Annotated in this window: 25 protein-coding genes and 1 tRNA gene; 16 read left to right on the plus strand and 10 right to left on the minus strand. The window is 74.8% G+C overall.

From position 1 onward, the window contains the following. Positions 1 to 196: IS3 family transposase (locus PHY01_RS23825; RefSeq protein WP_141282121.1), on the plus strand; the 196-nt coding region annotated here is incomplete at its 5' end. 855 nt (positions 197 to 1,051) lie between these two features. On the opposite strand, the gene PHY01_RS23830 is transcribed toward PHY01_RS23825, so the two are convergent. Beyond that, positions 1,052 to 1,126, minus strand: a tRNA-Thr gene (locus PHY01_RS23830). Positions 1,127 to 1,277: 151 nt separating this feature from the next. Between PHY01_RS23830 and PHY01_RS23835 the strand changes: the two genes are divergently transcribed. From PHY01_RS23835 to otsB, 3 genes are read left to right on the plus strand one after another with little or no spacing between them, the layout of a single operon-like run. After that, a complete protein-coding gene (locus PHY01_RS23835; RefSeq protein WP_141282122.1) occupies positions 1,278 to 2,690 on the plus strand; it encodes a threonine/serine exporter family protein in 1,413 nt (470 codons plus the stop codon). A gap of 40 nt (positions 2,691 to 2,730) precedes the next feature. Further along, a complete protein-coding gene (locus tag PHY01_RS23840; protein ID WP_141282124.1) occupies positions 2,731 to 4,122 on the plus strand; it encodes an alpha,alpha-trehalose-phosphate synthase (UDP-forming) in 1,392 nt (463 codons plus the stop codon). Then, on the plus strand, positions 4,119 to 4,862 hold the full coding sequence (gene otsB / locus PHY01_RS23845) for a trehalose-phosphatase (RefSeq protein WP_246086116.1): 744 nt from the start codon (positions 4,119 to 4,121) through the stop codon (positions 4,860 to 4,862). Before PHY01_RS23840 ends, otsB begins: the two co-directional genes overlap by 4 nt. A gap of 3 nt (positions 4,863 to 4,865) precedes the next feature. Here otsB and PHY01_RS23850 read toward each other — a convergent pair whose 3' ends face one another. Next, positions 4,866 to 5,969, minus strand: coding sequence for a LacI family DNA-binding transcriptional regulator (locus PHY01_RS23850; protein ID WP_141282126.1), 1,104 nt, complete (start codon positions 5,967 to 5,969; stop codon positions 4,866 to 4,868). Positions 5,970 to 6,083: 114 nt separating this feature from the next. Here PHY01_RS23850 and PHY01_RS23855 point away from each other — a divergent pair, with 114 nt between their 5' ends. The 3 genes from PHY01_RS23855 to PHY01_RS23865 are packed head-to-tail and all read left to right on the plus strand — an operon-like array spanning position 6,084 to position 8,661. Continuing rightward, the gene (locus PHY01_RS23855; protein WP_141282128.1) at positions 6,084 to 7,004 is read left to right on the plus strand and encodes a metal ABC transporter solute-binding protein, Zn/Mn family; all 921 of its coding nucleotides are present in this window, start codon (positions 6,084 to 6,086) and stop codon (positions 7,002 to 7,004) included. Then, positions 7,004 to 7,819: a metal ABC transporter ATP-binding protein gene (locus PHY01_RS23860; RefSeq protein ID WP_141282130.1), complete on the plus strand. Its 816-nt coding sequence runs from the start codon at positions 7,004 to 7,006 to the stop codon at positions 7,817 to 7,819. The genes PHY01_RS23855 and PHY01_RS23860 overlap by 1 nt, the downstream gene beginning before the upstream one ends. Next, positions 7,819 to 8,661, plus strand: a complete 843-nt coding sequence (locus tag PHY01_RS23865; protein WP_141282132.1) for a metal ABC transporter permease — start codon at positions 7,819 to 7,821, stop codon at positions 8,659 to 8,661. The genes PHY01_RS23860 and PHY01_RS23865 overlap by 1 nt, the downstream gene beginning before the upstream one ends. 63 nt (positions 8,662 to 8,724) lie before the next feature. Here PHY01_RS23865 and rlmB read toward each other — a convergent pair whose 3' ends face one another. After that, complete coding sequence (gene rlmB / locus PHY01_RS23870) at positions 8,725 to 9,711, minus strand: 23S rRNA (guanosine(2251)-2'-O)-methyltransferase RlmB (RefSeq protein ID WP_141282134.1); 987 nt, start codon at positions 9,709 to 9,711, stop codon at positions 8,725 to 8,727. Between the two features lie 13 nt (positions 9,712 to 9,724). Next, complete coding sequence (cysS, locus tag PHY01_RS23875; protein ID WP_141282136.1) at positions 9,725 to 11,116, minus strand: cysteine--tRNA ligase; 1,392 nt, start codon at positions 11,114 to 11,116, stop codon at positions 9,725 to 9,727. Between the two features lie 95 nt (positions 11,117 to 11,211). Here cysS and PHY01_RS23880 point away from each other — a divergent pair, with 95 nt between their 5' ends. After that, positions 11,212 to 11,637 (plus strand): VOC family protein, encoded by a 426-nt coding sequence (locus tag PHY01_RS23880; protein ID WP_141282138.1) that lies wholly within the window; start codon positions 11,212 to 11,214, stop codon positions 11,635 to 11,637. A gap of 100 nt (positions 11,638 to 11,737) precedes the next feature. On the opposite strand, the gene ispF is transcribed toward PHY01_RS23880, so the two are convergent. From ispF to PHY01_RS23895, 3 genes are read right to left on the minus strand one after another with little or no spacing between them, the layout of a single operon-like run. Further along, a complete protein-coding gene (ispF, locus tag PHY01_RS23885) occupies positions 11,738 to 12,202 on the minus strand; it encodes a 2-C-methyl-D-erythritol 2,4-cyclodiphosphate synthase (RefSeq protein WP_141282140.1) in 465 nt (154 codons plus the stop codon). After that, positions 12,199 to 12,870: an IspD/TarI family cytidylyltransferase gene (locus PHY01_RS23890; RefSeq protein ID WP_141282142.1), complete on the minus strand. Its 672-nt coding sequence runs from the start codon at positions 12,868 to 12,870 to the stop codon at positions 12,199 to 12,201. The genes ispF and PHY01_RS23890 overlap by 4 nt, the downstream gene beginning before the upstream one ends. 11 nt (positions 12,871 to 12,881) lie before the next feature. Continuing rightward, positions 12,882 to 13,373 (minus strand): CarD family transcriptional regulator, encoded by a 492-nt coding sequence (locus tag PHY01_RS23895; protein WP_073457680.1) that lies wholly within the window; start codon positions 13,371 to 13,373, stop codon positions 12,882 to 12,884. 226 nt (positions 13,374 to 13,599) lie between these two features. Here PHY01_RS23895 and PHY01_RS23900 point away from each other — a divergent pair, with 226 nt between their 5' ends. Together PHY01_RS23900 and radA are read left to right on the plus strand one after the other, a co-directional pair. Next, positions 13,600 to 14,226: a copper chaperone PCu(A)C domain-containing protein gene (locus PHY01_RS23900; protein WP_141282144.1), complete on the plus strand. Its 627-nt coding sequence runs from the start codon at positions 13,600 to 13,602 to the stop codon at positions 14,224 to 14,226. Beyond that, positions 14,223 to 15,584, plus strand: coding sequence for a DNA repair protein RadA (gene radA / locus PHY01_RS23905; protein WP_141282146.1), 1,362 nt, complete (start codon positions 14,223 to 14,225; stop codon positions 15,582 to 15,584). Before PHY01_RS23900 ends, radA begins: the two co-directional genes overlap by 4 nt. Here radA and PHY01_RS23910 read toward each other — a convergent pair. Beyond that, a complete protein-coding gene (locus PHY01_RS23910; protein ID WP_141282148.1) occupies positions 15,581 to 16,354 on the minus strand; it encodes a hypothetical protein in 774 nt (257 codons plus the stop codon). The genes radA and PHY01_RS23910 overlap by 4 nt on opposite strands. Before the next feature lie 320 nt (positions 16,355 to 16,674). Between PHY01_RS23910 and PHY01_RS23915 the strand changes: the two genes are divergently transcribed. The 3 genes from PHY01_RS23915 to PHY01_RS23925 are packed head-to-tail and all read left to right on the plus strand — an operon-like array spanning position 16,675 to position 18,533. Then, positions 16,675 to 17,163, plus strand: a complete 489-nt coding sequence (locus PHY01_RS23915) for a beta-class carbonic anhydrase (RefSeq protein WP_141282150.1) — start codon at positions 16,675 to 16,677, stop codon at positions 17,161 to 17,163. Between the two features lie 35 nt (positions 17,164 to 17,198). Further along, entirely contained in the window at positions 17,199 to 18,065 is an 867-nt protein-coding gene (locus PHY01_RS23920; protein WP_141282152.1) for an HhH-GPD family protein, read from the plus strand. A 15-nt stretch (positions 18,066 to 18,080) separates the two neighbouring features. Then, positions 18,081 to 18,533 carry a 2'-5' RNA ligase family protein gene (locus PHY01_RS23925; RefSeq protein WP_141282154.1) on the plus strand — a complete coding sequence of 151 codons (453 nt, stop codon included), beginning with the start codon at positions 18,081 to 18,083 and terminating at the stop codon, positions 18,531 to 18,533. Here the strand turns inward: PHY01_RS23925 and PHY01_RS23930 are convergent. Beyond that, positions 18,472 to 19,269 (minus strand): alpha/beta fold hydrolase, encoded by a 798-nt coding sequence (locus PHY01_RS23930; protein WP_141282156.1) that lies wholly within the window; start codon positions 19,267 to 19,269, stop codon positions 18,472 to 18,474. The two genes, PHY01_RS23925 and PHY01_RS23930, sit on opposite strands and share 62 nt — an antisense overlap. A gap of 113 nt (positions 19,270 to 19,382) precedes the next feature. Between PHY01_RS23930 and PHY01_RS23935 the strand changes: the two genes are divergently transcribed. From PHY01_RS23935 to PHY01_RS23945, 3 genes are all read left to right on the plus strand, one after another. Further along, on the plus strand, positions 19,383 to 19,808 hold the full coding sequence (locus PHY01_RS23935) for a VOC family protein (RefSeq protein WP_218030316.1): 426 nt from the start codon (positions 19,383 to 19,385) through the stop codon (positions 19,806 to 19,808). A 56-nt stretch (positions 19,809 to 19,864) separates the two neighbouring features. Continuing rightward, on the plus strand, positions 19,865 to 20,173 hold the full coding sequence (locus PHY01_RS23940; RefSeq protein WP_170183957.1) for an antibiotic biosynthesis monooxygenase family protein: 309 nt from the start codon (positions 19,865 to 19,867) through the stop codon (positions 20,171 to 20,173). Positions 20,174 to 20,262: 89 nt separating this feature from the next. Further along, complete coding sequence (locus tag PHY01_RS23945) at positions 20,263 to 20,997, plus strand: SIR2 family NAD-dependent protein deacylase (RefSeq protein WP_141282160.1); 735 nt, start codon at positions 20,263 to 20,265, stop codon at positions 20,995 to 20,997. On the opposite strand, the gene PHY01_RS23950 is transcribed toward PHY01_RS23945, so the two are convergent. Then, positions 20,972 to 22,453, minus strand: a complete 1,482-nt coding sequence (locus tag PHY01_RS23950; RefSeq protein ID WP_141282162.1) for an ankyrin repeat domain-containing protein — start codon at positions 22,451 to 22,453, stop codon at positions 20,972 to 20,974. The genes PHY01_RS23945 and PHY01_RS23950 overlap by 26 nt on opposite strands. Between the last annotated feature and the right edge of the window lie 151 nt (positions 22,454 to 22,604).

Consider the following 22,604-nt stretch of genomic DNA (forward strand, 5'->3'; position numbering starts at 1 on the left):
CGAAAGCTTCTTCGCCACCCTCAAGGAAGAGATGATCTACCGACGGGCCTGGCCCACCCGCCACGAACTCGAGATGGAGGTGTTCTCCTTCATCGAGGGCTTCTACAACCCCTTGCGCCGGCACTCCCGGCTGGGCAACCTCAGCCCCGCCGCCTACGAACACCAGCTCACGACACAGACCGAGGTGTCCGGCTGACGGGGGTCACTTCAGTCCGGCGTTGCCGTCGGTGGCCTCGCCGGTTCGGGAGTCGCCGCGTCGGCGGCAGGGATGCAGCCGGTAAGCAGCCCGATTCCGAGAGCCGCAAACAGGATATGGATCGCAATACGGACGGACGAGCGCATGGGGGCCTTTCGGGGAGCTTGCACCTGCTCTCACTTGATCGACGTGTGGTCGGGATCGTTACGGTCGGGCTGTCCCCGCCGGCGCTGGCGAGGTGAGCGGTGTGTATGTCCGCCACCTACCTGGCGAGCTCGCAGACTGCCGCGCGCACCGCGTCCTCGTCGACGGACTCCATCGACGGCCAGACACGGCAGGACGACGATCTGCCGGTCGCCCAGAGTGCCCACGAACTCCCGTCGGCCCCACCGACGTACGGCGTCGACGAGCGCAGCAACAATGGCGTGCCCGGCGTCGTCGCGGGACTGCGCAGTCCCGGCCACCGACAGTGCCGACGTAGTGGGGCGTGGACCCGTCCCGGCCCGTGGCAACGGCCGCGACCTGGCGTCACGAGCACGAGCTCCCCCTCTCCCGCGGTTGATCAGCACAGCAACAAGCTGTCGACGTCAGCGCAAACCCTCCGCGCTGCCCCGTGCGGAGACGGCGGCTGCGGATTCGGAGCCGGCGCAGCCGGTGGGGCGTTCGGGCCGGGCGGGATCACAGGGCACCAGGTCGTGGCGCTGCTTCGTCGCCGGGTCGACACGCACCCTTGCCTCTCACGCGCGCCTTGCCGACCGCCGGAAGTCCCGCCCGGCCGTGCGCGGTTCGCGGCTCATCCCGCGGCACGACCGTCGCAAAGATGATCTTCTCAGCAGAGAACATGCTGGTCGGACGTGGAGCCGGGGGTCGGGATCGAACCGACGACCTACCGCTTACAAGGCGGTTGCTCTACCACTGAGCTACACCGGCCAGAACCTCCCCGATCCTAGAGCCTGCGGGCAGGTCGGGCGGTGACGACCCGGGCCGGTGCACGTGGGGCGGCACACGGCCGCCGGCCTGTCGACGCCACCTACCCTGGTCGTATGCCCCGCAGTACCCCCGCCGTCACGGGCGGCTGAGCATGTCCGACCGGTCCCCCCGCTTCACCCGGCGCGTTCGCAGCAAGCTGCGCCAGGAGGCCCACGACCTGCTGCAACCCGGCCCGCCGAGCATGCAGCTGATGTGGCCGATCGGGCCGCAGGTGCCCGACGACGCGCACGTCCAGGAGGTGCTGGACCTCTGCATGCGGGTGGGCGAGGTGCTGCTGTCCAGCGGCGAGAGCGTCGACGAGACGACGGCGGTCATGCTGCGGCTGGCGTCCGCATCGGGGCTCTCGGCCGTCGACGTCGACATCACGTTCACCTCGATCACGATGTGCTGTCACCGCGGGATGGCGGCGACCCCGGTGACGTCGATGCGGCTGGTGCGGTACCGGGCGCTCGACCTCACCCGGCTGCTCGCGGTCGGGCGGGTCATCGACCGCGTGGAGGCGGGCGAGGTCCAGGTGCGGCAGGCGGCCACCGAGCTGTCCGAGGCGGTGAACGCGCGCCATCCGTACCCGCGCTGGGTGGCGACGATCGGCTGGGCCGGGCTGGCCGCGTCGATCGCGGTGCTGCTCGGCGGGGGCTGGATCACCGGGCTGGCGGCGTTCGGCGTCACGGCCACGATCGACCGGGTCGGGCGGCTGCTCAACCGCCGCGGCCTGCCCGCGTTCTTCCAGCAGGTCGTCGGCGGGGCGCTGGCCACGGGGGCGACGGTGGCGCTGTTCGGGCTCGGCGCGTTCCCGCCGGGCACCCGGCCGTCGCTGGTCATCGCGGCGACGATCACAGTGCTGCTGTCGGGGCTGTCGGTCGTCGGCACGGTGCAGGACGCGATCTCCGGCAACTACGTGACGTCGGCGGGGCGGGCGATGGAGATCCTCCTGCTGTCCGCGGGCCTGCTGGTCGGCGTCGTGATGGGGCTGCGGGTCGGGCTGGAGTTCGCCCCTCCCCTGGAGGTGGCGGGCGAGCTGCCGACGGGTGCGGGCCGGTTCGGGCTCTCGCTCGTGGCCGGGGCCACCGCCGCGGCCTGCTACGCCCTCGCCGGCTACGCCCCCGGCCGCTCCCTGCTCGGCGCGGCGCTCGCGGGGGCGGCCGGCTGGGGCACCTACGGGCTGCTCGTGCAGGTCGTGGGCATCGGGCCGGTGCCCGCCACGGGCGTCGCCGCCGTCGTCATCGGCATCGGGGCCGGGCTGTTCCGGCGCGGCGGCGGGGTGCCGCCGCTGGTCATCACCCTCGCCGGGATCACGCCGCTGCTGCCCGGGTTCAGCGCCTACCGCGGCTTCTACCAGCTCGCCGTCGAGGGCGTCGCCGACGGCCTGGTGACGATCACCCTCGCGCTCGGCATCGGGCTCGCGCTGGCCGCGGGGGTCGCGCTCGGCGACTTCCTCACCCGCCCCTACCGCCCGGCGGGTCCGGCCGCCGCGGACCCCGCACCGGACGCCGCCCCCGCGTAGGCTCGTCGCGGTCACAACCCGGCAGCGACGAGGAGAGTCCGTGGCGGATCAGAGCGCCGAGTTCGTGGTGGTGGCCAACCGGCTGCCGGTCGACCTGGAGAAGCTCCCGGACGGCACGCAGCGCTGGAAGCGCAGCCCCGGCGGCCTGGTCACGGCCCTGGAGCCGATGCTGCGCAGCCGCGAGGGCGCGTGGGTCGGCTGGCCGGGCCTGGCCGACGCCGAGGCCGAGCCGTTCGTCGAGGACGGCCTGACGCTGCACCCGGTGATGCTCACGTCGAAGGACGTGGAGGACTACTACGAGGGGTTCTCCAACGGCACGCTGTGGCCGCTCTACCACGACGTCGTGGCCCCGCCCGCGTTCCACCGGCACTGGTGGCAGGCCTACGTCCGGGTCAACAAGCGGTTCGCCGAGGCCGTCGCCGAGGTGGCCGCGCCCGACGCCACGGTCTGGATCCAGGACTACCAGCTCCAGCTCCTGCCGGCCGAGCTGCGCGCGCTGCGCCCCGACCTGCGGATCGGGTTCTTCCTGCACATCCCGTTCCCGCCCACCGAGCTCTACCAGCAGCTGCCGTGGCGCAAGGAGATCGTCGAGGGGCTGCTCGGCGCCGACCTCGTCGGCTTCCACACCCCCGGCGGCGTCCGCAACTTCCGCTGGCTCGCCACCCGCTTCACCGACGCCAAGCCCGGTGCGCGCAACGAGGTGACCTACGAGGGGCGCACCGTCAAGCTGGGCGCGTTCCCGATCTCGATCGACTCCGCCCATCTCGACGAGCTCTCCCGCAGCCCGGAGGTACAGCAGCGCGCGAAAGAGATCCGCAACGACCTCGGCAACCCCGAGCGGGTCATCCTCGGCGTCGACCGGCTCGACTACACCAAGGGCATCGACGTCCGGCTGCGCGCGTTCGAGGAGCTGCTGGAGGAGGACCGGGCGGGCGACACGGTGATGATCCAGCTCGCCACGCCCAGCCGCGAGCGCGTCGAGCACTACCAGACGATGCGTGCGGGCATCGAGCAGTCGGTGGGCCGGATCAACGGCACGTTCGCCCGCGTCGGGCACCCGGTGCTGCACTACCTGCACCAGTCGCTGCCCCGCGACGAGCTGGCCGCGTTCTTCGTCGCCGCCGACGTCATGCTGGTCACGCCCCTGCGCGACGGCATGAACCTCGTCGCGAAGGAGTACGTGGCCTGCCGCAGCGACCTCGGCGGCGTGCTCGTGCTGTCGGAGTTCGCCGGCGCCGCGATCGAGCTGAAGGACTCCGTGCTGGTCAACCCGCACGACACCGACGGCGTCAAGAACGCGCTGCACCGCGCGCTGACGATGCCGGCCGACGAGTCGCGCAAGCGCATGAAGGCGCTGCGCCGCCAGGTCATGGCCTACGACGTCGACCGCTGGGCCCGGTCCTTCCTCGACGCGCTGGGGCTGCCGTCGTGACCGACCTCGACGCCGCCGTCCGCGAGATCGCCGCGGTCCCGACGCTGCTCGTCGCCCTCGACTTCGACGGCGTGCTCGCCCCGCTCGTGGACGTGCCGTCGGAGTCGCGGCCGCTGCCGGAGTCGGCCGCCGCGCTGGGTTCGCTCGCGACCCTGCCGGGCACGGTCGTCGCCCTGGTCTCGGGCCGCGGGCTCGCCGACCTCGCCGCGACCTCCGGCTTCGGCACGCCGATCCGGCTGGTCGGCAGCCACGGCGGCGAGTTCGACGACGGCGGCGCCGTCCTCGACGACGACCAGCGCGCCCTGCTCGACGCGCTCACCGCCGAGCTCGCCGCGGTCGTCGACGGCGAGCCCGGCGTGAAGCTGGAGCACAAGCCGGCCGGGGTCGCGGTGCACGTGCGGGGCGCCCCACCGGAGGTGGGCGCGCGGGTGCTCGACGCCGTGCGCAACGGCCCGGCCGCCCGCCCCGGCGTCGACGCCACGCCCGGCAAGGACGTGATCGACCTGGCCGTGCTCCGGGTGAACAAGGGCATGGCCGTCGACGTGCTGCGCGAGCGCACCGGGGCCGACGCCGTGCTGTTCGCGGGCGACGACGTCACCGACGAGACGGCGTTCGCCCGGCTGCGCCCCGGCGACGTCGGGGTGAAGGTGGGCGACGGCGACACCGCGGCCGGGCACCGGGTCGCCGGACCGCCCGACGTCGCCCGGCTGCTGGAGCTGCTGCTCGCCGCCCGCGCGTAGCGCCTACCAGCCGGAGAACCAACGCTCCGGGCTGCGCGGCACCGCGCTGGTGGTGCCGACGATCAGCTCGGTGGGCAGCACGACCGTGCGCGGGCGGTTGCGGTCGCCGCGCTCGAGCAGCAGCTCACCGGCCGCCCGGCCCTTCTCCAGCACGGGCTGGCGCACCGTCGTGAGCCCGGAACGCAGGCCCTCGGGCACGCCGTCGAAGCCGGTGATCGTCAGGTCCTCGGGCACCGCCAGCCCGCGCTCGGCGGCGTGGCGCAGGGCGCCGAGGGCCAGGATGTCGGAGGTGCAGGCGATCGCGGTGATCTCCGGGTGGGCGGCCAGCAGCTCGGCCGCGGCCGCCTGCCCGGCGTCGACGCTGTGGGCGAAGCGCTCGTGCACCGGGATGCCCGCCCAGTCGATCCCGGCCTCGGCGAAGCCGTCGCGCAGGCCGCCGAGCCGGTTGCGCTGCACCGGGTAGGTGGCGCCGTTCTGCCGGGCGTCGTCGGCGGGGCCGTCGTAGCGGCCGGTGCCCAGGCGCATGCACAGCACGCCGATGTGCCGGTGGCCGAGCCCGGTGAGGTGCCGGGCGAGGTCGAGCATCGCGGCGCGGTCGTCGATCCCGACGCGGTCGACGCCCTCGACGTGCAGCGGCTGGTCGCACACCACCGTCGGCACCGGGCGCTCCAGCACCGCCTTGAAGTGCGGGTCGTCCTCGCGCACGGAGTAGACGACGAACCCGTCGACGCCCGCCTGGTGCACCGCGGTGACGTCGGCCAGCTCGGGGCTCACCGGCACCAGCAGCAGCCCGGAACCGGCCCGCTCGCAGGCCAGCGCGAGCCCCTCGAGGAAGCCGGTGGCCGCGGGGTCGCGGAAGGCGTAGGACAGCGCCTCGGTGAGCAGCAGGCCGACGGCGCCCGCCCGGCGGGTGCGCAGCGATCGGGCGACGGGGTCGGGACCGGGGTAGCCCAGGCGCCGGGCCGCCTCCAGCACGCGCGCCCGCAGCGGGGCGGAGAGCTGGTCGGGGCGGTTGTAGGCGTTGGACACGGTGGTGCGGGACACACCGAGCTCGGCGGCCAGGGACGCGAGCGTCGCCGGGCGCCGTACGTCACGGGATCCGCGCATCGGCGCAACGGTAACGGTTCAGACGCGGGGTAGAAAGTCCGGCGGTCGCCCCGCCCGGGCGACACGCTAGAGTGAATCGACAACGGTTATCGCTACTGCTCGGGAGATCGTCGCATGCGACTGCGTCCACTGGCCGGCGCCACCACCGCCCTCGCCGCCGTCCTCAGCCTGGCCGCGTGCGGTTCGGGCGGCACGGCGGCCCCCGCCGCCGACGACGGCACGCTCACCGTCGTCGCCTCGACGAACGTGTACGGCAGCATCGCGCAGGCCGTCGGCGGTGACCTGGTCACCGTCGAGTCGCTGATCACGGACCCGGCCGCCGACCCGCACTCCTATGAGAGCACCCCGGCCGACGCCGCGACCGTCGCGGGCGGCGACATCGTCGTCCACAACGGCGGTGGCTACGACGTGTTCATGCCGCAACTGCTCGAGTCAGCGGGCGGCGACCCGGTCGTCGTCGAGGTGGCCGGGCTGGTGACCGAGGAACCCGACCGCGGGGAGCTCAACGAGCACTTCTGGTACAGCCTGCCCACCGTGCAGGCCCTGGCCGAACGGCTGGCCCAGGACCTCGGCGCCGCCGACGCCGCGAACGCCGCCACCTACACCGCGAACGCCGCCGCGTTCAACGCGGCGGTCGGCGGGCTCACCGAGCAGGCCCGGGCCGCGGGCGCGGCGGTGCCGGGCGGGCGCGTCGCCGTCACCGAGCCGGTGCCCGGCTACCTGATCGAGACGACCGGGCTGACCGACGCCACCCCGCCGGAGTTCTCCGAGGCCGTCGAGGAGGACACCGACCCGCCCGCGGCCGTCGTCGCGGCCACCCTCGCGCTGTTCGACCCGGCCGCCGTCGACCCGATCCGCGCCCTGATCGTCAACGCGCAGACCGAGACGCCGACCACCGACCAGGTGCGGCAGGCCGCGCAGGCCGCGGGCGTGCCGGTCGTCGAGTTCACCGAGACGCTGCCCGAGGGCACCGACTACCTCGGCTGGATGACCGCCCAGATCGAGGCCCTGACCGCGGCGCTCAACCCCGTCTGATGGTCGTCACACTGGAGCGCGTGCCGACCGTCGCCCCCGCCGTCGCCATGCGCGGCGCGTCCGTCCGGTTCGGGGAGCGCACGCTCTGGGACGACCTCGATCTCGACGTCGCGCGCGGCGAGTTCCTGGCCGTGCTCGGCCCCAACGGCTCGGGCAAGACCACGCTGATCCGGGTGCTGCTGGGCCTGCTGCCGCTCTCCCGCGGCGAGGTGCGCATCGGCGGCGCCGCACCCCGGCGCGGCAGCCCGACCATCGGGTACGTGCCCCAGCAGAAGGCGCTCGACCCCGACCTGCCGCTGCGCGGGCGCGACCTCGTCGGCCTCGGGCTCGACGGGCACCGCCTGGGCGTCGGGCTGCGCGGGCGCCGCGAGCGGCGGGCCCGGGTCGACGCCGCGCTCGCCTCCGTCGGCGGCACGGCCTATGCCCACTCCCCGGTGGGGCGCCTGTCCGGCGGCGAGCAGCAGCGGCTGCGGGTCGCGCAGGCCCTCGTCGGCGATCCCGACGTCCTGCTCTGCGACGAACCGCTGCTCTCCCTCGACCTCGCCCACCAGCGCACCGTCACCGACCTCATCGACGCCCGCCGCCGCGACCACGACACCGCGGTCCTGTTCGTCACCCACGAGATCAACCCGGTGCTGCCGCTGGTCGACCGCGTGCTCTACCTCGTCGACGGGCGGTTCCGGATCGGGCCGCCGTCGGAGGTGATGACGTCGGCGGTGCTGTCGGAGCTCTACGGCACCGAGGTCGACGTGCTGCGGGTGCGCGACCGGCTCGTCGTGGTGGGCGCCGACGGCCGCAACGGGGTGCACCACTGATGGACCGGCTCTTCGGCTTCGAGGGTCTCGGCGAGCTGCTGGCGCTGGGCTTCGTGCAGAACGCGCTGATCGCCTGCGCCGTGCTGGGCGTCGTGGCGGGCGCGCTGGCCCCGCTGATCGTGTCGCGCGGCATGGCGTTCGCCGTGCACGGCACCGCCGAGCTCGCGTTCACCGGCGGCGCCGCGGCCCTGCTGATCGGGGTCGGCGTCGGGCTCGGCGCGGTCGCCGGGGCCGTCGTCGCCGGGCTGGTGTTCGGGATCCTGGGGCTGCGGCAGCGCGAGCGCGACTCCGTCATCGGGGTGGTGCTGGCGTTCGGGCTGGGCCTCGGGGTGCTGATGCTCTCGCTCTACAGCGGGCGGGCGTCGAACAGGTTCGGGCTGCTCACCGGCTCGATCGTGTCGGTCGACTCCGCCGACCTGATCGTGCTCGCGGTCGTCGCCGTGCTCGTGATCGCCGTGCTCGCGGTGCTCTACCGGCCGCTCCTGTTCGCCAGCACCGACCCCGACGTCGCCGTGGCGCGCGGGGTGCCGGTGCGGGCGCTGTCGCTGGTGTTCGCGGTGCTGGTCGGGCTCGTCACCGCGCTCGCGGTGCCCATCGTCGGGGCGATCCTGGTGCTGTCGGTGATGATCGCGCCCGGCGCGGCGGCCGCGCGCGTCACCGCGAGCCCGCTCGTGGCCACCGTGATCGCCGTGGCGTTCGCGGAGATCGCCCTGGTGGGCGGCGCGATCCTGTCGCTGGCACCGGGCCTGCCGGTGTCGGGCTACGTGGCCGCGCTCGCGTTCCTGCTCTACGTCGGCTGCCGGGTGTTCGCCCGGCTGCGCGGCCGGGCCGCCGTCGCCTGAGCGAACGGCACTCTCGCCCGAACTGGTCGGACGAGAGTGCCGTTCGCTCGGCTGCGGAGGGGTTCAGGCCAGGCGGGCCCGGCGCTGCCGCGCGATCTCGGCCAGCACCACCCCGGCCGCGACCGAGGCGTTGAGGCTCTCCACCGGACCGGCCATCGGGATCGACACCGTGAGGTCGCAGGTCTCCTTGACCAGCCGGCTCAGCCCCTTGCCCTCCGAGCCGATCACGACGACGACCGGGTCGGTGGCCAGCTCGAACTCGTCGAGCGTGACGTCGCCGTCGGCCGCGAGGCCCGCGACCATCAGCCCGGCGCTCGCGTACTCCTGCAGCGTGCGGGTGAGGTTGGTGGCCCGCGCGACGGGCACGCGCGCCGCCGTGCCCGCCGACGTGCGCCAGGCCACCGCCGTCATCCCGGCCGCGCGGCGCTGCGGCACGACCACGCCGTTGCCCCCGAATGCGCCGACCGAGCGGACGACGGCCCCGAGGTTGCGCGGGTCGGTGACGCCGTCGAGCGCGACGATCAGCCCCGGCATCCCGCTGTCGCCGGCGATCTCCAGCAGCTCGTCGGGATGGGCGTAGGCGTACGGCGGCACCTGCAGGGCGAGGCCCTGGTGCAGCGCGCCGCCCGCCATCTTGTCCATGTCGCCCTTGGCGACCTCGAGGATCGAGATGCCCATGTCGGCGGCCAGGTGCAGCGCCTCGCGGACCCGCTCGTCGGTGGTGCCGCCGATGACGACCTGCAGCGCCGTGGCCGGGACGCCCGCGCGCAGGCACTCCACGACGGGGTTGCGGCCGAGCACCGTCTCCGGCGTCTCGCCGTCGCCCGCGCGGCGGCGGTTGGCGGTGGTGCCCGAGCGACCGCGGTTGGCCGCCGAGCGCTCGGCGAGCTTGGCCCGGCGCGCCGCGGGGTGGTGGGGGCGCTCCTCCTTGGGCGGGGTCGGGCCCTTGCCCTGCAGCTGCTTGCGCCGCTGCCCGCCGGAACCGACGACCATCCCCTTCTTCGTGCCGTCCTTGCGCATCGCTCCGCGACGCTGGGAGTTGCCGGCCATCTAGTTCTCTTCCTCAGGCATCTTTGAGCGTCCAGGTGGGTCCGTCCGGGCCGTCCTCGACGGAGATCCCGGCAGCGGTGAGGCGGGCACGCACCTCGTCGGCGGTGGCGAAGTCGCGCTGGGCCCGCGCGGCCGTGCGCTGCGCGAGCAGCTCCTCGACCAGCGCGGTGAGCGCGGCCGTCGCGGCGTCGTCGGCCCGGGAGCCGGCCAGCCAGCGGGGGTCGAGCGGGTCGAGGCCCAGTACGGCGGTCATCGCGCGCACCGACTCCGCGGCGGCCGTGGCGCCCGCGCGGTCGCCGGCGTCGAGGGCGGTGTTGCCCTCGCGCACGGTGTTGTGGACGGCCGCGAGCGCACCGGGCGTGCCCAGGTCGTCGTCGAGCGCGGCGGCGAACGCGGCCGACGGCGTGCCGATCCCGGGCAGGCCGGCACGCTCGCGCACCCGGTGCACGAACGACTCGATCCGCCGGTAGGCCGCCACGGCCTCCTGCAGCGCGGTGTCGGAGAACTCGATCGACGACCGGTAGTGCGGCCCGACCAGGTAGTAGCGCAGCTCGACGCCACGGGCCTTGCGCAGCAGGACGTCGACGCCGAGCGTGTTGCCCAGCGACTTCGACATCTTCTCCCCGCCCATGGTGACCCAGGCGTTGTGCAGCCAGTAGCGGGCGAACGGGTCGCCCGCGGCGTGGCTCTGGGCGAGCTCGTTCTCGTGGTGCGGGAACACCAGGTCGAGGCCGCCGCCGTGGACGTCGAACTCCGGCCCGAGGTAGGTGGTGGCCATGGCCGAGCACTCCAGGTGCCAGCCCGGCCGCCCGGCGCCCCACGGGGTGGGCCAGCTCGGCTCGCCCGGCTTCGCGCTCTTCCACAGCGCGAAGTCGACGGGGTCGCGCTTGGCCCGCGTGTCGGTCTCGCCCTGCTCGACCTCGTCGAGCTTCTGGCCCGACAGCGCGCCGTAGCCGGGCCACGAGCGGACCGCGAAGTAGACGTCGCCGTCGACGTCGTAGGCGTGGCCCTTCTCGATCAGCCGCTCCATCAGGTCGATCATCTGCGGCACGTGCCCGGTGGCCCGCGGCTCGATCGACGGCGGCAGGCAGCCGAGCGCGTCGTAGGCGGCCTGGAAGGCGCGCTCGTGCGTGGCCGCCCACTCCCACCACGGCCGTCCGTGGTCCGCGGCCTTGGCGAGGATCTTGTCGTCGATGTCGGTGACGTTGCGGACCAGCGTGACGTCGAGACCGGAGTGGGCGAGCCAGCGCCGCAGGACGTCGTAGTTCAGCCCGCTGCGGACGTGCCCGATGTGCGGCAGGCCCTGCACGGTGGCCCCACAGACGTAGATCGACGCAGCCCCGGGACGCACGGGGACGAAGTCCCGCTGCTCTCGTGTGGCGGTGTCGAACAGGCGCAGGGTCACGGGTCAAGACTACGGACCGCCCCACCCCGGCTCGTAGCAGGGGACATCCGCTTTGTCCACGACGGGGGCCCGCGCGGTACGTCACGCTGGCGCCCATGACCGATCTCTACCCGCGCCTCGTCGTCGAGGGCGCCGACTCCGCACTGGCCTTCTACTCCGCCGCGTTCGGAGGGGAGGTGACCGAACGCTTCACCGGGCCCGACGGCAGGGTCGTGCACGCGATGGTGGCCGTCGACGGGGTGCGGTTCGCCGTCAAGGACGCCGACGGGTACGACCCCGCTCCGGTGTCCGGGTCCGTCCCGGTGATCCTCGCCCTCTACGTCGACGACCCGGACGCGGTGGCCGAGCGGATGGTCGCCCACGGCGCGACGGTGGTCTTCGCGGTGGCCGACCAGCCCTACGGCGAGCGCGGCGGCCGCCTCGCCGACCCGTTCGGCCACCTGTGGATGATCGCGCGCCGCACCGAGGACCTCACGCCCGAGCAGGTCCAGGCCCGCACCACCGCGATGACGTCCGGCTGACGGTCGCACCCCCCGCACGACTCGGTCTCACGAAAGTCCCGACTCGCGGGGAGGTCCCCGCGAGTCGGGAGATCCGTGCGACCGAGTTGGCGCCCGGGCGTCAGCGGGGAAGGAGCAGGGCCGTGGCGACGGCGGCGATGCCCTCGCCGCGGCCGGTGAGGCCCAGGCCGTCGGTGGTGGTGCCGGAGACCGCGACGGGGCCGCCGAGGGCGTCGGAGAGCACCTGCTGCGCCTCGGCGCGGCGGGTGCCGATCTTGGGGGCGTTGCCGATCACCTGCACCGCCGCGTTGCCCAGGGCCCACCCCTCGGCCTCGACGAGCCGGCGCACCTCGGCCAGCAGGGTCACCCCGCTCGCCCCGGACCACTCCGGCCGCCCGGTGCCGAACACCGCGCCGAGGTCACCGAGTCCGGCGGCGGAGAGCAGGGCGTCGCACAGGGCGTGGGCGGCGACGTCACCGTCGGAGTGGCCCGCGCAGCCGTCGTCGCCGGGCCACAGCAGCCCGGCCACCCAGCACGGGCGACCCGCCTCGACCGGGTGGACGTCGGTGCCGATGCCGACCCTCATCCGCGCACCGCCCGCTCGGCGAGCGCACGGTCCCAGTCGTCGGCCACGGCGAAGGCGAGCGGATGTCCGGGCACGGTGTGTACCTTCTCACCCGCACCGGTCCAGGCCCGTACCGGATCGGGCCGGGCGGCGTCGAGGACGGCGGCGAGCAGCGACCCGTCGAAGCCCTGCGGCGCCTGCACGACGCGTAGGCCGGAACGATCCGGGGTGGCGCGCAGCAGGCCGTCGGGACCGACCTCCTTGACGGTGTCGGCCAGCGGCAGGACGGGCACCACGGCCCGGTACCCCGCGCACACGGCGTCCACGACGGACTGCACCGTGGCCACCGGAACGAGGGGCCGCGCGGCGTCGTGGACGAGCACGCAGGAACCCAGCGTGGTCGACCCGTCACCTTCGGAGCCGTCCGGTCGTTGACCGGCGTGTGCCCGCGACGCAGTGATCCCCGGCACGGCCGACAGGGCCGTGACGGAGTGGTGCACGGCCACCGGCAGGCCGGAGCAGAGCGCGTCCACCTCGGACACGAGCGAGCGCGGCGCCAGTACCTCGACACGCCGGATCCCCGGAACGGCCAGCATCGCCTGCACGGAGCGCACCACGACGGGTACGCCCGCGAGCGGCGTGCCGACGTCCGGGGACGGCGGGACGACCACGACCGCGTGAACGAGCACGCGGTGCGGGATCAGGCGTTGGCGGTGGCGAGGACCTCGTCGAGGAGAACCTCGGCGCGCTCCTCGTCGGTGCCCTCGGCCAGGGCCAGCTCGCTGACGAGGATCTGCCGGGCCTTGGCCAGCATGCGCTTCTCGCCCGCGGACAGCCCACGGTCCTTCTCGCGGCGCCACAGGTCGCGGACGACCTCGGCCACCTTGTTCACGTCACCGGAAGCCAGCTTCTCGAGGTTGGCCTTGTACCGGCGCGACCAGTTCGTGGGCTCTTCGGTGTGCGGTGCGCGAAGCACCTCGAACACCTTGTCGAGACCCTCTTGGCCCACCACGTCACGAACGCCGACGACCTCGGCGTTCTCGGCGGGTACACGCACCGTGAGATCCCCCTGTGCGACCTTCAGGACGAGGTACTTGCGCTCCTCGCCCTTGATCGTGCGGGTTTCGATGGCCTCGATGAGAGCGGCACCGTGGTGCGGGTAGACAACGGTCTCTCCGACCTTGAAAACCATGTGTCCATAGCCCCTTTCGCTGTACCCAGGTTAACACGGGCGACCAGCACCCCGCCGTGCGACCCGGACCGTCGTTGCAGGTCAGGGGATTGACAAGCAGGGCCAAACGTGGTGGGAGCAGCCGCGTCCGCCCCGTCGTGATCGCTTGACTAGGCTGGAAGCCCTGGTCGCCGGTGCGCCCCTGGCGCGACGAATCCCCCGCCGGCGCGGAGAGGACGAAGCAACCGTGAGCCGCACCGTGCGCACGCCCCGGACGTACACCGCTCTGTTCGCCGGCGCCCTGGTCGGAGCGCTCGCGCTGACCGGCTGCGGTGCCGGCCAGATCGCCGGCACCGCCGAGCAGGTCGCCGCCGTGAGCGGCGCCAACACCTCCGTCGGCCCGATCGCCGTGCGCGACGCCGTCATCGCCTTCGGCGACCAGGCCCAGGGCGGCGCGGTGTACCCCCGCGGCGCCTCCGCGCCGATGAGCATGACGATCGTCAACGAGGGCACCGAGGCCGACCGCCTGGTCTCCGCCAGCAGCCCGTGGGCGAGCTCGGTGACCATCAGCGGCGTCACCGAGATCCCCGCCGGGCGCTCGATCGTCGTGCAGGGCGAGGCCCCGGAGGCCCCCGAGGCACCCGAGGGCGAGGACGCGTCGGCCACGCCGTCCGCCACGCCCACCGCGGAGGCCGCCCCCGTGCAGGCCGCTCCCGCGGAGGGCACCCAGATCGTCCTCACCGGCCTGCTCGACGACATCCGCGCCGGCGTCTCCTACGACGTCGTGCTGGTCTTCGAGCGGGCGGGCGAGGTCCGCGTGCAGGCCCCCGTCGGCGGCACCGAGGAGCCGCGCGAGGACGAGCCCGCCGAGTGACCGGCCGCACCCGCGCCCCGCGCAGCACCTACCGCTGCACGGACTGCGGGCACCAGGCGGCGCAGTGGGTCGGGCGCTGCCCGTCCTGCCAGGCGTGGGGCACGCTGGAGGCCGCAGCGGCACCCGCCGCGGCCCCGCGGTCGCGGCTGGTCGCCGCCGGCGCGCCCAGCTCGCCCGCGCGCCGGATCGGCGACGTCGGGCTCGACGTCGCACGGGCCCGGCCGTCCGGGGTGTCCGAGCTGGACCGGGTGCTCGGCGGGGGGATCGTCCCGGGCGCGGTCGTCCTGCTGGCCGGTGAGCCGGGCGTCGGCAAGTCGACGTTGCTGCTCGAGGTGGCGGCGAAGGCGACCGGGCGCGTGCTGTACGTGACGGGTGAGGAGTCCGCGGGGCAGGTGCGGCTGCGCGCCGAGCGCACCGGGGCCGTCCACGACGACCTGTACCTCGCCGCGGAGTCCGACCTCGGCGCGATCGTCGCCCACATCGACGAGCTGCGGCCGGACCTGCTCGTCGTCGACTCGGTCCAGACGATGTCCACATCGGACGTCGACGGCTCGCCGGGGGGCGTCACGCAGACCCGCGCCGTCACCGTGGCGCTGACCGGGCTCGCGAAGGACCGCGGGCTGCCGGTCCTGCTCGTCGGGCACGTCACCAAGGACGGCAACATCGCCGGCCCGCGGGTGCTGGAGCACCTCGTCGACGTCGTGCTGTCCTTCGAGGGCGACAAGCACTCGACGCTGCGCATGGTGCGCGGGGTGAAGAACCGCTTCGGCCCCGCCGACGAGGTGGGCTGCTTCGAGCTGCGCGACTCCGGGATCGTGGGGCTGCCCGACCCGTCGGGGCTGTTCCTGGCCCGCTTCGGCGGCCCGCCCGTGCCCGGGACCGCCGTCACGGTCGTCATGGACGGGCGGCGGCCGCTGCCCGCGGAGCTCCAGGCGCTGGTCACCGGCAAGGACATCCCGAGCCCGCGGCGGGCCGTCAGCGGTCTGGACAACTCCCGCGTCGCGATGCTGCTCGCCGTGCTGGAGAAGCGGGCGGGGGTGAAGCTGCACGACGCGGAGGTCTACGCGGCCACCGTCGGCGGGATGCGGGTCACCGAGCCCGCGGCCGACCTGGCGATGGCGCTGGCGATCGCCTCGGCCCGCACCGACGTCGCGCTGCCCGCCGACGTGGTGGTGCTCGGCGAGCTCGGGCTGGCCGGGGAGGTGCGGCGCGTCACCGGGCTCGACCGCCGCCTCGCCGAGGCCGCCCGGCTGGGGTTCGCCCACGCACTCGTGCCCCCCGATCCCGGGACGACCCCGGCGGGGATGCGGATCACCGAGGTGCACGACCTGCGCTCGGTCGTCGCGACGATGCGCTAGGGATTGCGCAGGAAGGGCGCCGGGCCGCTGATGACGTCGTCGACGCGGGTGAGGACGCGGTAGGCCCCCGCCGGCACCTCGGTGCGCTCCTCCGCGCACCCGGGCGTCGACGTCCGGCCTGCCCAGCGCACGGCGAACGCGACCGGCTGCCCCGGGATCAGCGTGCGCAGGTCGACCGTCGTGGGGTTGACGCAGTCGTTGCTGGACCAGAGCCGGTCGACGCCGTCACCGCTCCACACGACGATCTCCTGGCGGGCGCCGTCGAGGTCGCGCACGCACGGCTGCTCGCTGATGTTGACCACGACCAGGCGCAGCGTCGGGCGCTCGCCCACGCGGTGCTCGGGCTGGTCGATCTCCGCGCCGACCGAGATCATCTCGTTGGTGCACGGCACCGGGCCGGTCGGCGGGACGGGCACCGACGGCGGCACGGGGACGGCCGCACGCGGGGTGTCGTCGGGCAGCACGACCTCCGACGTCGTCGCGGACGGCTCCGGCGACGGCTCGGACGACGACTCGCCACCGGCGGTGGTCTCCTCCGCGGTGCCGGCCGCGTCAGGCGGACCCGTCCCCGGCGCCGGGGACGGGTCGGCCTGCTGGGGAGCGGTCATGGCGGCCCGGCCGGGCTGGGCCGTGGGGGTGGGGGCGGAGGGGGCGAGCAGTGCGGCGCCCGCCCAGACGGTCGCGACGATCACGGCGACCGCCGACAGGATCGCCACGAACCGCCGCCTCCAGTAGACCGAGGCGGGAAGCGGACCGACCGGCTCCCACATGTCACGCAGCGTATCCGAACAGTTACCACGGGTTGCGGACCGTCGCTGCGTCGGCGCGTCGGGACACCACGGTAACCACCCGTCCGGCGGACCCGCTTGCCCCGCGCCGCGCGCCGGGGTTGACTCATCGCATGATGCGCATGTTGCTGGAGGCCTTCTGGCCCAGCCGTCGCATCTGGGAGTTCGACGGACTCTGTCGCCCGGCCGCGTAGCGCGACCGCGCCCCTCCCCTCCGCCCGGTCGCCGCGCGGCCTGCTGGGCCCACCTGTCGTGGGCGCCCGCCCGCGACGTCACCTCACCGCAGACCACGGAGTACACCCATGTCCGTCACGGACGAACTGCTCGCCCACAACGCCACCTACGCCGAGTCCTTCACCGGCCCGCTGCCGCTGCCCCCCGCCAAGGGCGTCGCCGTCGTCGCCTGCATGGACGCCCGCCTCGACGTCTACCGCATCCTCGGCCTCAACGAAGGCGAGGCCCACGTCATCCGCAACGCCGGCGGCGTCGTCACCGACGACGGGATCCGCTCGCTCGCCATCTCCCAGCGCCTGCTCGGCACGACGGAGATCATCCTCATCCACCACACCGACTGCGGCATGGTCACCTTCACCGACGACGACTTCAAGAAGTCCATCCTCGACGACACCGGCCTGCGCCCCACCTGGTCGGCCGAGGCGTTCCCCGACGCCGACGCCGACGTCCGCCAGTCCATCGCCCGGATCACGGCCAACCCGTTCATCCCGAACAAGGACTCCGTCCGCGGCTTCGTCTTCGACGTCGCCACCGGCAAGCTCAACGAGGTCGTCTGACGTACCGGGAGCGGGCGGTGGCACGATCTCGTGTCGTGCCGCTGCCCGCTCTCGTGCTCGACTGGTACCGGGCGCACGCCCGCGACCTGCCGTGGCGCCGCCCCGGCACCACCCCGTGGGGCGTGCTGGTCAGCGAGTTCATGCTCCAGCAGACGCCGGTGGCCCGCGTCGAGCCGATCTGGGTCGAGTGGATGACCCGCTGGCCCACCCCGTCGGCGTTCGCCGCCGCCTCCCGCGCCGACGTGCTGCGGGCCTGGGGCAAGCTCGGCTACCCCCGGCGCGCGCTGCGCCTGCACGAGGCCGCGGCCACCATCGCCGCGTCCCACGGCGACACCGTCCCGTCCGATGTGGACGCCCTGGAGGCGTTGCCGGGCATCGGTTCCTACACCGCGCGCGCCGTGCTCGCCTTCGGCTACGGGCGGCGCGCGCCGGTCGTCGACACCAACGTGCGCCGCGTCGTCGCCCGGGCGGTGCACGGCGCCGGTGACGCCGGACCCGCCCGTACGAGGGCCGACCTGGCCGACGTCGACGCCCTGCTGCCCGCCGACGACGCGACGGCCGCGACCCTCTCGGCGGGCCTGATGGAGCTCGGCGCGCTGGTCTGCACCGCCCGCGCACCCCGCTGCGGGACCTGCCCGGTGCGCGCCGAGTGCGCCTGGCAGGCGGCGGGCCGCCCGGCCTACGACGGCCCGCGCCGGCCGGTGCAGGGGTTCACGGGCACCGACCGGCAGGTCCGCGGCCGGCTGCTCGACGTGCTGCGCGGCACCGCGGAACCGGTGCCGCGCGCCGCGCTGGACGCCGCCTGGCCGGACGCGCCGCAGCGCGACCGGTGCCTGCACTCGCTGCTGGTCGACGGCCTGGCCGAGCAGCACGACGACGGCCGCTACGCGCTGCCGCGCTAGCCGGGAGGGAAGCCGATGGCCCAGCACGTGCGGTTCCGGCTCGATCCCGACGCCGTCGCGGCCCTGCGCGCGCTGCGGGCCCGTCTGCCGCGGCACCTCGCGGCCGTCGACGAGCCGGCGGTCACCGTGGCCGCGGCGGCGGCCGTCCCCCCGGCGGCCCGGGCGGCGCTGGAGGCCGAGCTGCGGCTGCTGATGCTGCCCTCGATCTGGCTGGCCACCCTCGGCACGGTGGCCGGGCGCCCCGACGAGCTGGTGCTCGCCGCCGTCGTCGACGCCGAGCTGCTGGCGGTGCACGCCGCCGTCCACGACGCGCTGGCCGGGCGCGTCAGGGGGCCGGTGGCGGCCTACCTGCCCGGCGCGTGGCTCCCGCACTGCGTGCTGGCCACCGAACGGCCGGCCGAGGCGTTCACCGCGCTGCACCCGGTGGCGCCGGTGAGGGCGCGGGTGGTGGGCGTCGAGGTCGCCTGAGGAACTCCTCCACGACCGCGCGGTAGGCCCCGGGATCGGCGGCGTGCACCAGGTGGCCGGTACCGGGGATCCGGACGTGCCGGGCGTCGGGCAGGCGGCGGGCCATCTCCGCCATCTGCCCGGGCGGGGCCACCGACTCGGCCGCCTCGATCAGCAGGACCGGGCAGCGCACGGCGTCGAGCTCGGCCCAGAAGTCGCGCCGCGCCCACTCCGCCGCGATCGCGGTCGTGTGCTCCACCGAGGCGAGCAGGTGGAACCCGTCGGCCCGGCGCTGCACGCACTGCGCCATGTAGTCGCCGAACTCCGGGCGCGGGTGACCGAAGCAGCGGCGCACCGCGTCGAGGGAGGGGAAGGGCTGCGGCAGCGCGGCGAACCAGGCCCGGGCCGCGCCCGCGTCGTGCCCGACGAAGTCGACCCCCATGTCCTCGACGACGAGCGCGCGCACCAGGTCGGGGCGCGCGGCGGCCAGCGCGATGCCGTGCAGCCCGCCCATCGAGTGCCCGACCACCACGCCCGGCCCCGGCAGCACCCGGCCCGCGTCGGCCGCCATCGCCTCGACCGTCCACGGCCCGCGAGCCGGTGAGCGGCCGTGCCCGCGGGCGTCGGGGGCGAGGACGTGGCCGTGCGCGGCGAGCCAGCGCGCCACCGGCGACCACGTACGCGCCCGGCCCATCAGCCCGTGCAGCAACAGGATCGGCGGACCGTCGCCGCCGAAGTCGTGTACCGCGAGGTCCATCCCCGTCCGCTCCGCATCACCTGGTCGGCCGCTCCGGTCCGTCGTTCCGCAGGATGTCCGACCGGCGGGCGCCCTCGCATCATGGAGGATCCCGCGCCGAACGAGGAGACGCCGTGCCCGCTCCCGCCGTGACCCGCATCCACCACTTCTCCCCGACCGTGTCCGACGTCGAGGCCAGCGCACGGTGGTACGCGCGGGTGTTCGGGATGGACCGCGTCCCGGTGACCTTCCCCCACTGGGGCGACGAGGACGGCGGCTACGCCGTGCTGCTGACCGACCCGAACTCCGGGATCGCGATCGGGCTGCACCACCACGAGGCCAATCCGGGTGAGCGCTTCGACGAGCGGCGCACCGGGTTCGACCACGTCGCCTTCCAGGTCGCCGACCGCGCGGCGCTCGACACCTGGGCGGCCTGGCTCGACGAGATCGGCGTGGCGCACAGCGGCGTCATCGACGCCGCGAAGCCGGTGCCGTACTCCACGATCGTGTTCCGCGACCCCGACGACATCCAGCTCGAGCTGTTCCACATGGACTCCTGACCGGCCCCCACCCGTCGTCGCCGCGGCGCTCGCAAGGCCGGGCTAACCTGGGTGGCATGTCGGTCGTGAAGATCAACGCCATCGAGGTCCCCGAAGGCGCGGGCCCGGAGCTGGAGCAGCGGTTCGCCAACCGGCTGGGCGCCGTCGACGGCCAGCCCGGTTTCGAGTCGTTCGAGCTGCTGCGCCCGGTCGCCGGGGAGTCCCGCTACTTCGTGATGACGCACTGGGCCGACGACGCGTCGTACCGCGCGTGGCTGGAGGGCTCGGGCATGGCCGCGCACGCGGGCGAACGGGCGCGCCCGGTCGGGACGGGGTCGGCGGTGCTCGAGTTCGAGGTCGTGCAGCGCTCCGTCGCGTCGTCCTGAGACCCGGGGCCGTCCTGACCATCGAGCTCGACCGCGCCGCCGACCTGCTCCGCGGGTCGGGGGCGCTGCTCGTGTGCGCGGGTGCGGGTATGGGCGTCGACTCGGGGCTGCCCGACTTCCGCGGCCCCGAGGGCTTCTGGCGCGCCTACCCGCCGTACCGCGAGCTGGGGCTGCGCTTCGCCGAGATCGCCGACCCGGTGCACTTCCTCGACGACCCCGAGCTCGCCTGGGGCTTCTACGGGCACCGCCTCGCGATCTACCGCCGCACCGTCCCGCACGCCGGGTTCGCGGTCCTGCGCGCGTGGGCGCGGCACCGGCCCACCCGGGTGTTCACCTCCAACGTCGACGGGCAGTTCCAGCGCGCCGGGTTCGTCGACGTCGCCGAGTGCCACGGGTCCATCCACCACCTGCAGTGCACCCGCGACTGCGGGCAGCCGGTCTGGCCCGCCGACGGCGTCGCGGTCACCGTCGACGAGGCGACGATGCGCGCGGTCTCGCCGCTGCCGCGCTGCCCGTCGTGCGCGGAGCTGGCGCGGCCCAACATCCTCATGTTCGGCGACGTCGAGTGGGACCCGGCCCGGTCCGGTCGGCAGATGACCGCGCACCGGGCGTGGCTGCGCGAGCACCGCGCCGACCTGGCCGTCGTCGAGATCGGCGCAGGCACGGAGATCCCGACGGTGCGCCGCGAGGCCGAGCTGGCCTCGGCCGCCACGGGCGCGCTGGTCCGCATCAACCCCCGCGAACCCGAGGTGCGCCACGGCCGCGGGGTCGGCCTGGCCGCCCCCGCGGCCGCCACCCTCACCGCGCTGGACGAGCGCGTCTGAGCACGCCGGCGAGCTCGGGGTGCCCGCCGTGCTCCGCCCAGTCGGCCGGGGTGCCGTCGAACCGGCCGTCCCGGGCACCCGGGTCGGCACCCAGGTCGAGCAGCAGCCGCACCAGCCCGTCGTCACCGCCGTGGGCAGCGTGGTGCAGGGCCGTCTCCCATTCCTGGTCCGACGGGACGTCGGTGCGGGCACGGGCGTCGACGTCCCAGCCCAGCTCGACGGCGAGCCGCACGGCGTCGGCGCCGGCCGCGACGGCTGCCCACACCACGAGTCCCGGGCGGGCCTCGCGGGCGCGCGCGAGTGCGCCCGGGTCGTCGGCCGCGGTCCGGTCGCCCGCGAGAACGGCGGCGAGCACCCGCTCGTGCGGTGCGAGATCCACCGCTGCGCCGAGCCGGTCCAGCAGCTCGGCCACCGCGGACCGGCCGCTCGTGCGGGCGACGACGTACGGCGGGCGCTGCGGGACCCCGTAGCGGCCAGGCAGCGGGGCACGCAGATCGACGCCGTGCGCGGCGAGCAGGGCGACGCGCCCGGTGAGATCGTGGACGACCGCCCAGGCCAGCTGGGCGCGGAGCAGGTCGGGCGGGGCGTCCAGCGCGTCGCCGAGGCGGCGGCGCCACGGGCCGCCGTCGCCACGGCCCAGCCCCGCGGCGAGCAGCATCTCCAGGTGGTCGTCGGCGGGGTCGAACATGCGGTTGTAGAGGGCCTGCGCGTCGTTGGGGGCGGCACCCGCGTCGAGCAGCACCCGGGCCAGCGCGTGCTGGTGGGGATGCGGCGGCTGCCCGCCCTCCCCGCCCCCGAAGGCGCCGGTGAGCAGGGTGAACGGCGAGGGCATGCCGTGCCAGAGGTAGCCGGTGTCGGGGTCGGCCCCGTGGCTCAGCAGCAGCCGGGCCGTCGCGACGACGGCTTCGCGCCCCGGTGCCGGTTCGTGCCGCGCGAACGCCAGGTAGGCGATCGGGGGCCAGCGGTGCGGGCCACCCTCCCGCACCGCCAGTCGCGGGTCGAGGGCGAGCAGGCGCGCCAACTCGTCGACGTCGGCGCGGGCTGCGGCCACCCAGACGTCGCCGCGGGCGATGCCGGGATGCGCCTCGAGGACTGCTCCCGCGCTCGCCTGCAACGGGCCGTCGGCGGGGCCGAAGGTGAGGCTCGCCCGGCGCAGGAACTCCGTGGCCGGGTCGTCCGACGGGGCCACGGTGTCGGGCCTGCGGCGGTGCTCGGTGACGACGCCGACGTGGTGAACCAGCGCGGGCCAGCTCGGGAAGCGGTACAGCCGGGCGATGACGAGCTGCGCGGCGTGCAGCGGCCAGCGCGCGGGATCAGCGGGAACGCCGTCGGGGTGGAGCTCCGCGACCAGCTCGAGCGAGCCGGGCCAGGCGTGGCGGACGCTCGTCTGCAGGTCGCGGGCCTGCGTGCGCAGCTGACCGAGATCGGGGTCGTCGGGCAGGGGGACGGTCGGCATCGCGATCTCCTTCACTCGCCCGCGGTCCGCGTCGCCGGCGCAGTGAGGAGGTGGATGCGTCCGGGCAGTACCGAGTACTCCCGTGGGGCTCTGCCCTGCCCGCGGACCGGTGGCGTACGGGAGACGCCGGCGGGGACTCTACTCCCGGGAA

Origin of the sequence: Pseudonocardia hydrocarbonoxydans (assembly GCF_006539565.1) — a bacterium.
GTDB classification, from domain to species: domain Bacteria; phylum Actinomycetota; class Actinomycetes; order Mycobacteriales; family Pseudonocardiaceae; genus Pseudonocardia; species Pseudonocardia hydrocarbonoxydans.

What these genes read in the sequence shown, in the direction of transcription:
- PHY01_RS23835 (WP_141282122.1), top strand. Translation starts at nt 1,278, where the DNA reads ATGTCCGACCGGTCCCCCCGCTTCACCCGGCGCGTTCGCAGCAAGCTG.
- PHY01_RS23850 (WP_141282126.1), bottom strand. Translation starts at nt 5,969, where the DNA reads ATGCGCGGATCCCGTGACGTACGGCGCCCGGCGACGCTCGCGTCCCTG.
- PHY01_RS23855 (WP_141282128.1), top strand. Translation starts at nt 6,084, where the DNA reads ATGCGACTGCGTCCACTGGCCGGCGCCACCACCGCCCTCGCCGCCGTC.
- PHY01_RS23860 (WP_141282130.1), top strand. Translation starts at nt 7,004, where the DNA reads ATGGTCGTCACACTGGAGCGCGTGCCGACCGTCGCCCCCGCCGTCGCC.
- PHY01_RS23865 (WP_141282132.1), top strand. Translation starts at nt 7,819, where the DNA reads ATGGACCGGCTCTTCGGCTTCGAGGGTCTCGGCGAGCTGCTGGCGCTG.
- rlmB (WP_141282134.1), bottom strand. Translation starts at nt 9,711, where the DNA reads ATGGCCGGCAACTCCCAGCGTCGCGGAGCGATGCGCAAGGACGGCACG.
- PHY01_RS23880 (WP_141282138.1), top strand. Translation starts at nt 11,212, where the DNA reads ATGACCGATCTCTACCCGCGCCTCGTCGTCGAGGGCGCCGACTCCGCA.
- ispF (WP_141282140.1), bottom strand. Translation starts at nt 12,202, where the DNA reads ATGAGGGTCGGCATCGGCACCGACGTCCACCCGGTCGAGGCGGGTCGC.
- PHY01_RS23895 (WP_073457680.1), bottom strand. Translation starts at nt 13,373, where the DNA reads ATGGTTTTCAAGGTCGGAGAGACCGTTGTCTACCCGCACCACGGTGCC.
- PHY01_RS23910 (WP_141282148.1), bottom strand. Translation starts at nt 16,354, where the DNA reads ATGTGGGAGCCGGTCGGTCCGCTTCCCGCCTCGGTCTACTGGAGGCGG.
- PHY01_RS23915 (WP_141282150.1), top strand. Translation starts at nt 16,675, where the DNA reads ATGTCCGTCACGGACGAACTGCTCGCCCACAACGCCACCTACGCCGAG.
- PHY01_RS23925 (WP_141282154.1), top strand. Translation starts at nt 18,081, where the DNA reads ATGGCCCAGCACGTGCGGTTCCGGCTCGATCCCGACGCCGTCGCGGCC.
- PHY01_RS23930 (WP_141282156.1), bottom strand. Translation starts at nt 19,269, where the DNA reads ATGGACCTCGCGGTACACGACTTCGGCGGCGACGGTCCGCCGATCCTG.
- PHY01_RS23940 (WP_170183957.1), top strand. Translation starts at nt 19,865, where the DNA reads ATGTCGGTCGTGAAGATCAACGCCATCGAGGTCCCCGAAGGCGCGGGC.
- PHY01_RS23945 (WP_141282160.1), top strand. Translation starts at nt 20,263, where the DNA reads ATGGGCGTCGACTCGGGGCTGCCCGACTTCCGCGGCCCCGAGGGCTTC.
- PHY01_RS23950 (WP_141282162.1), bottom strand. Translation starts at nt 22,453, where the DNA reads ATGCCGACCGTCCCCCTGCCCGACGACCCCGATCTCGGTCAGCTGCGC.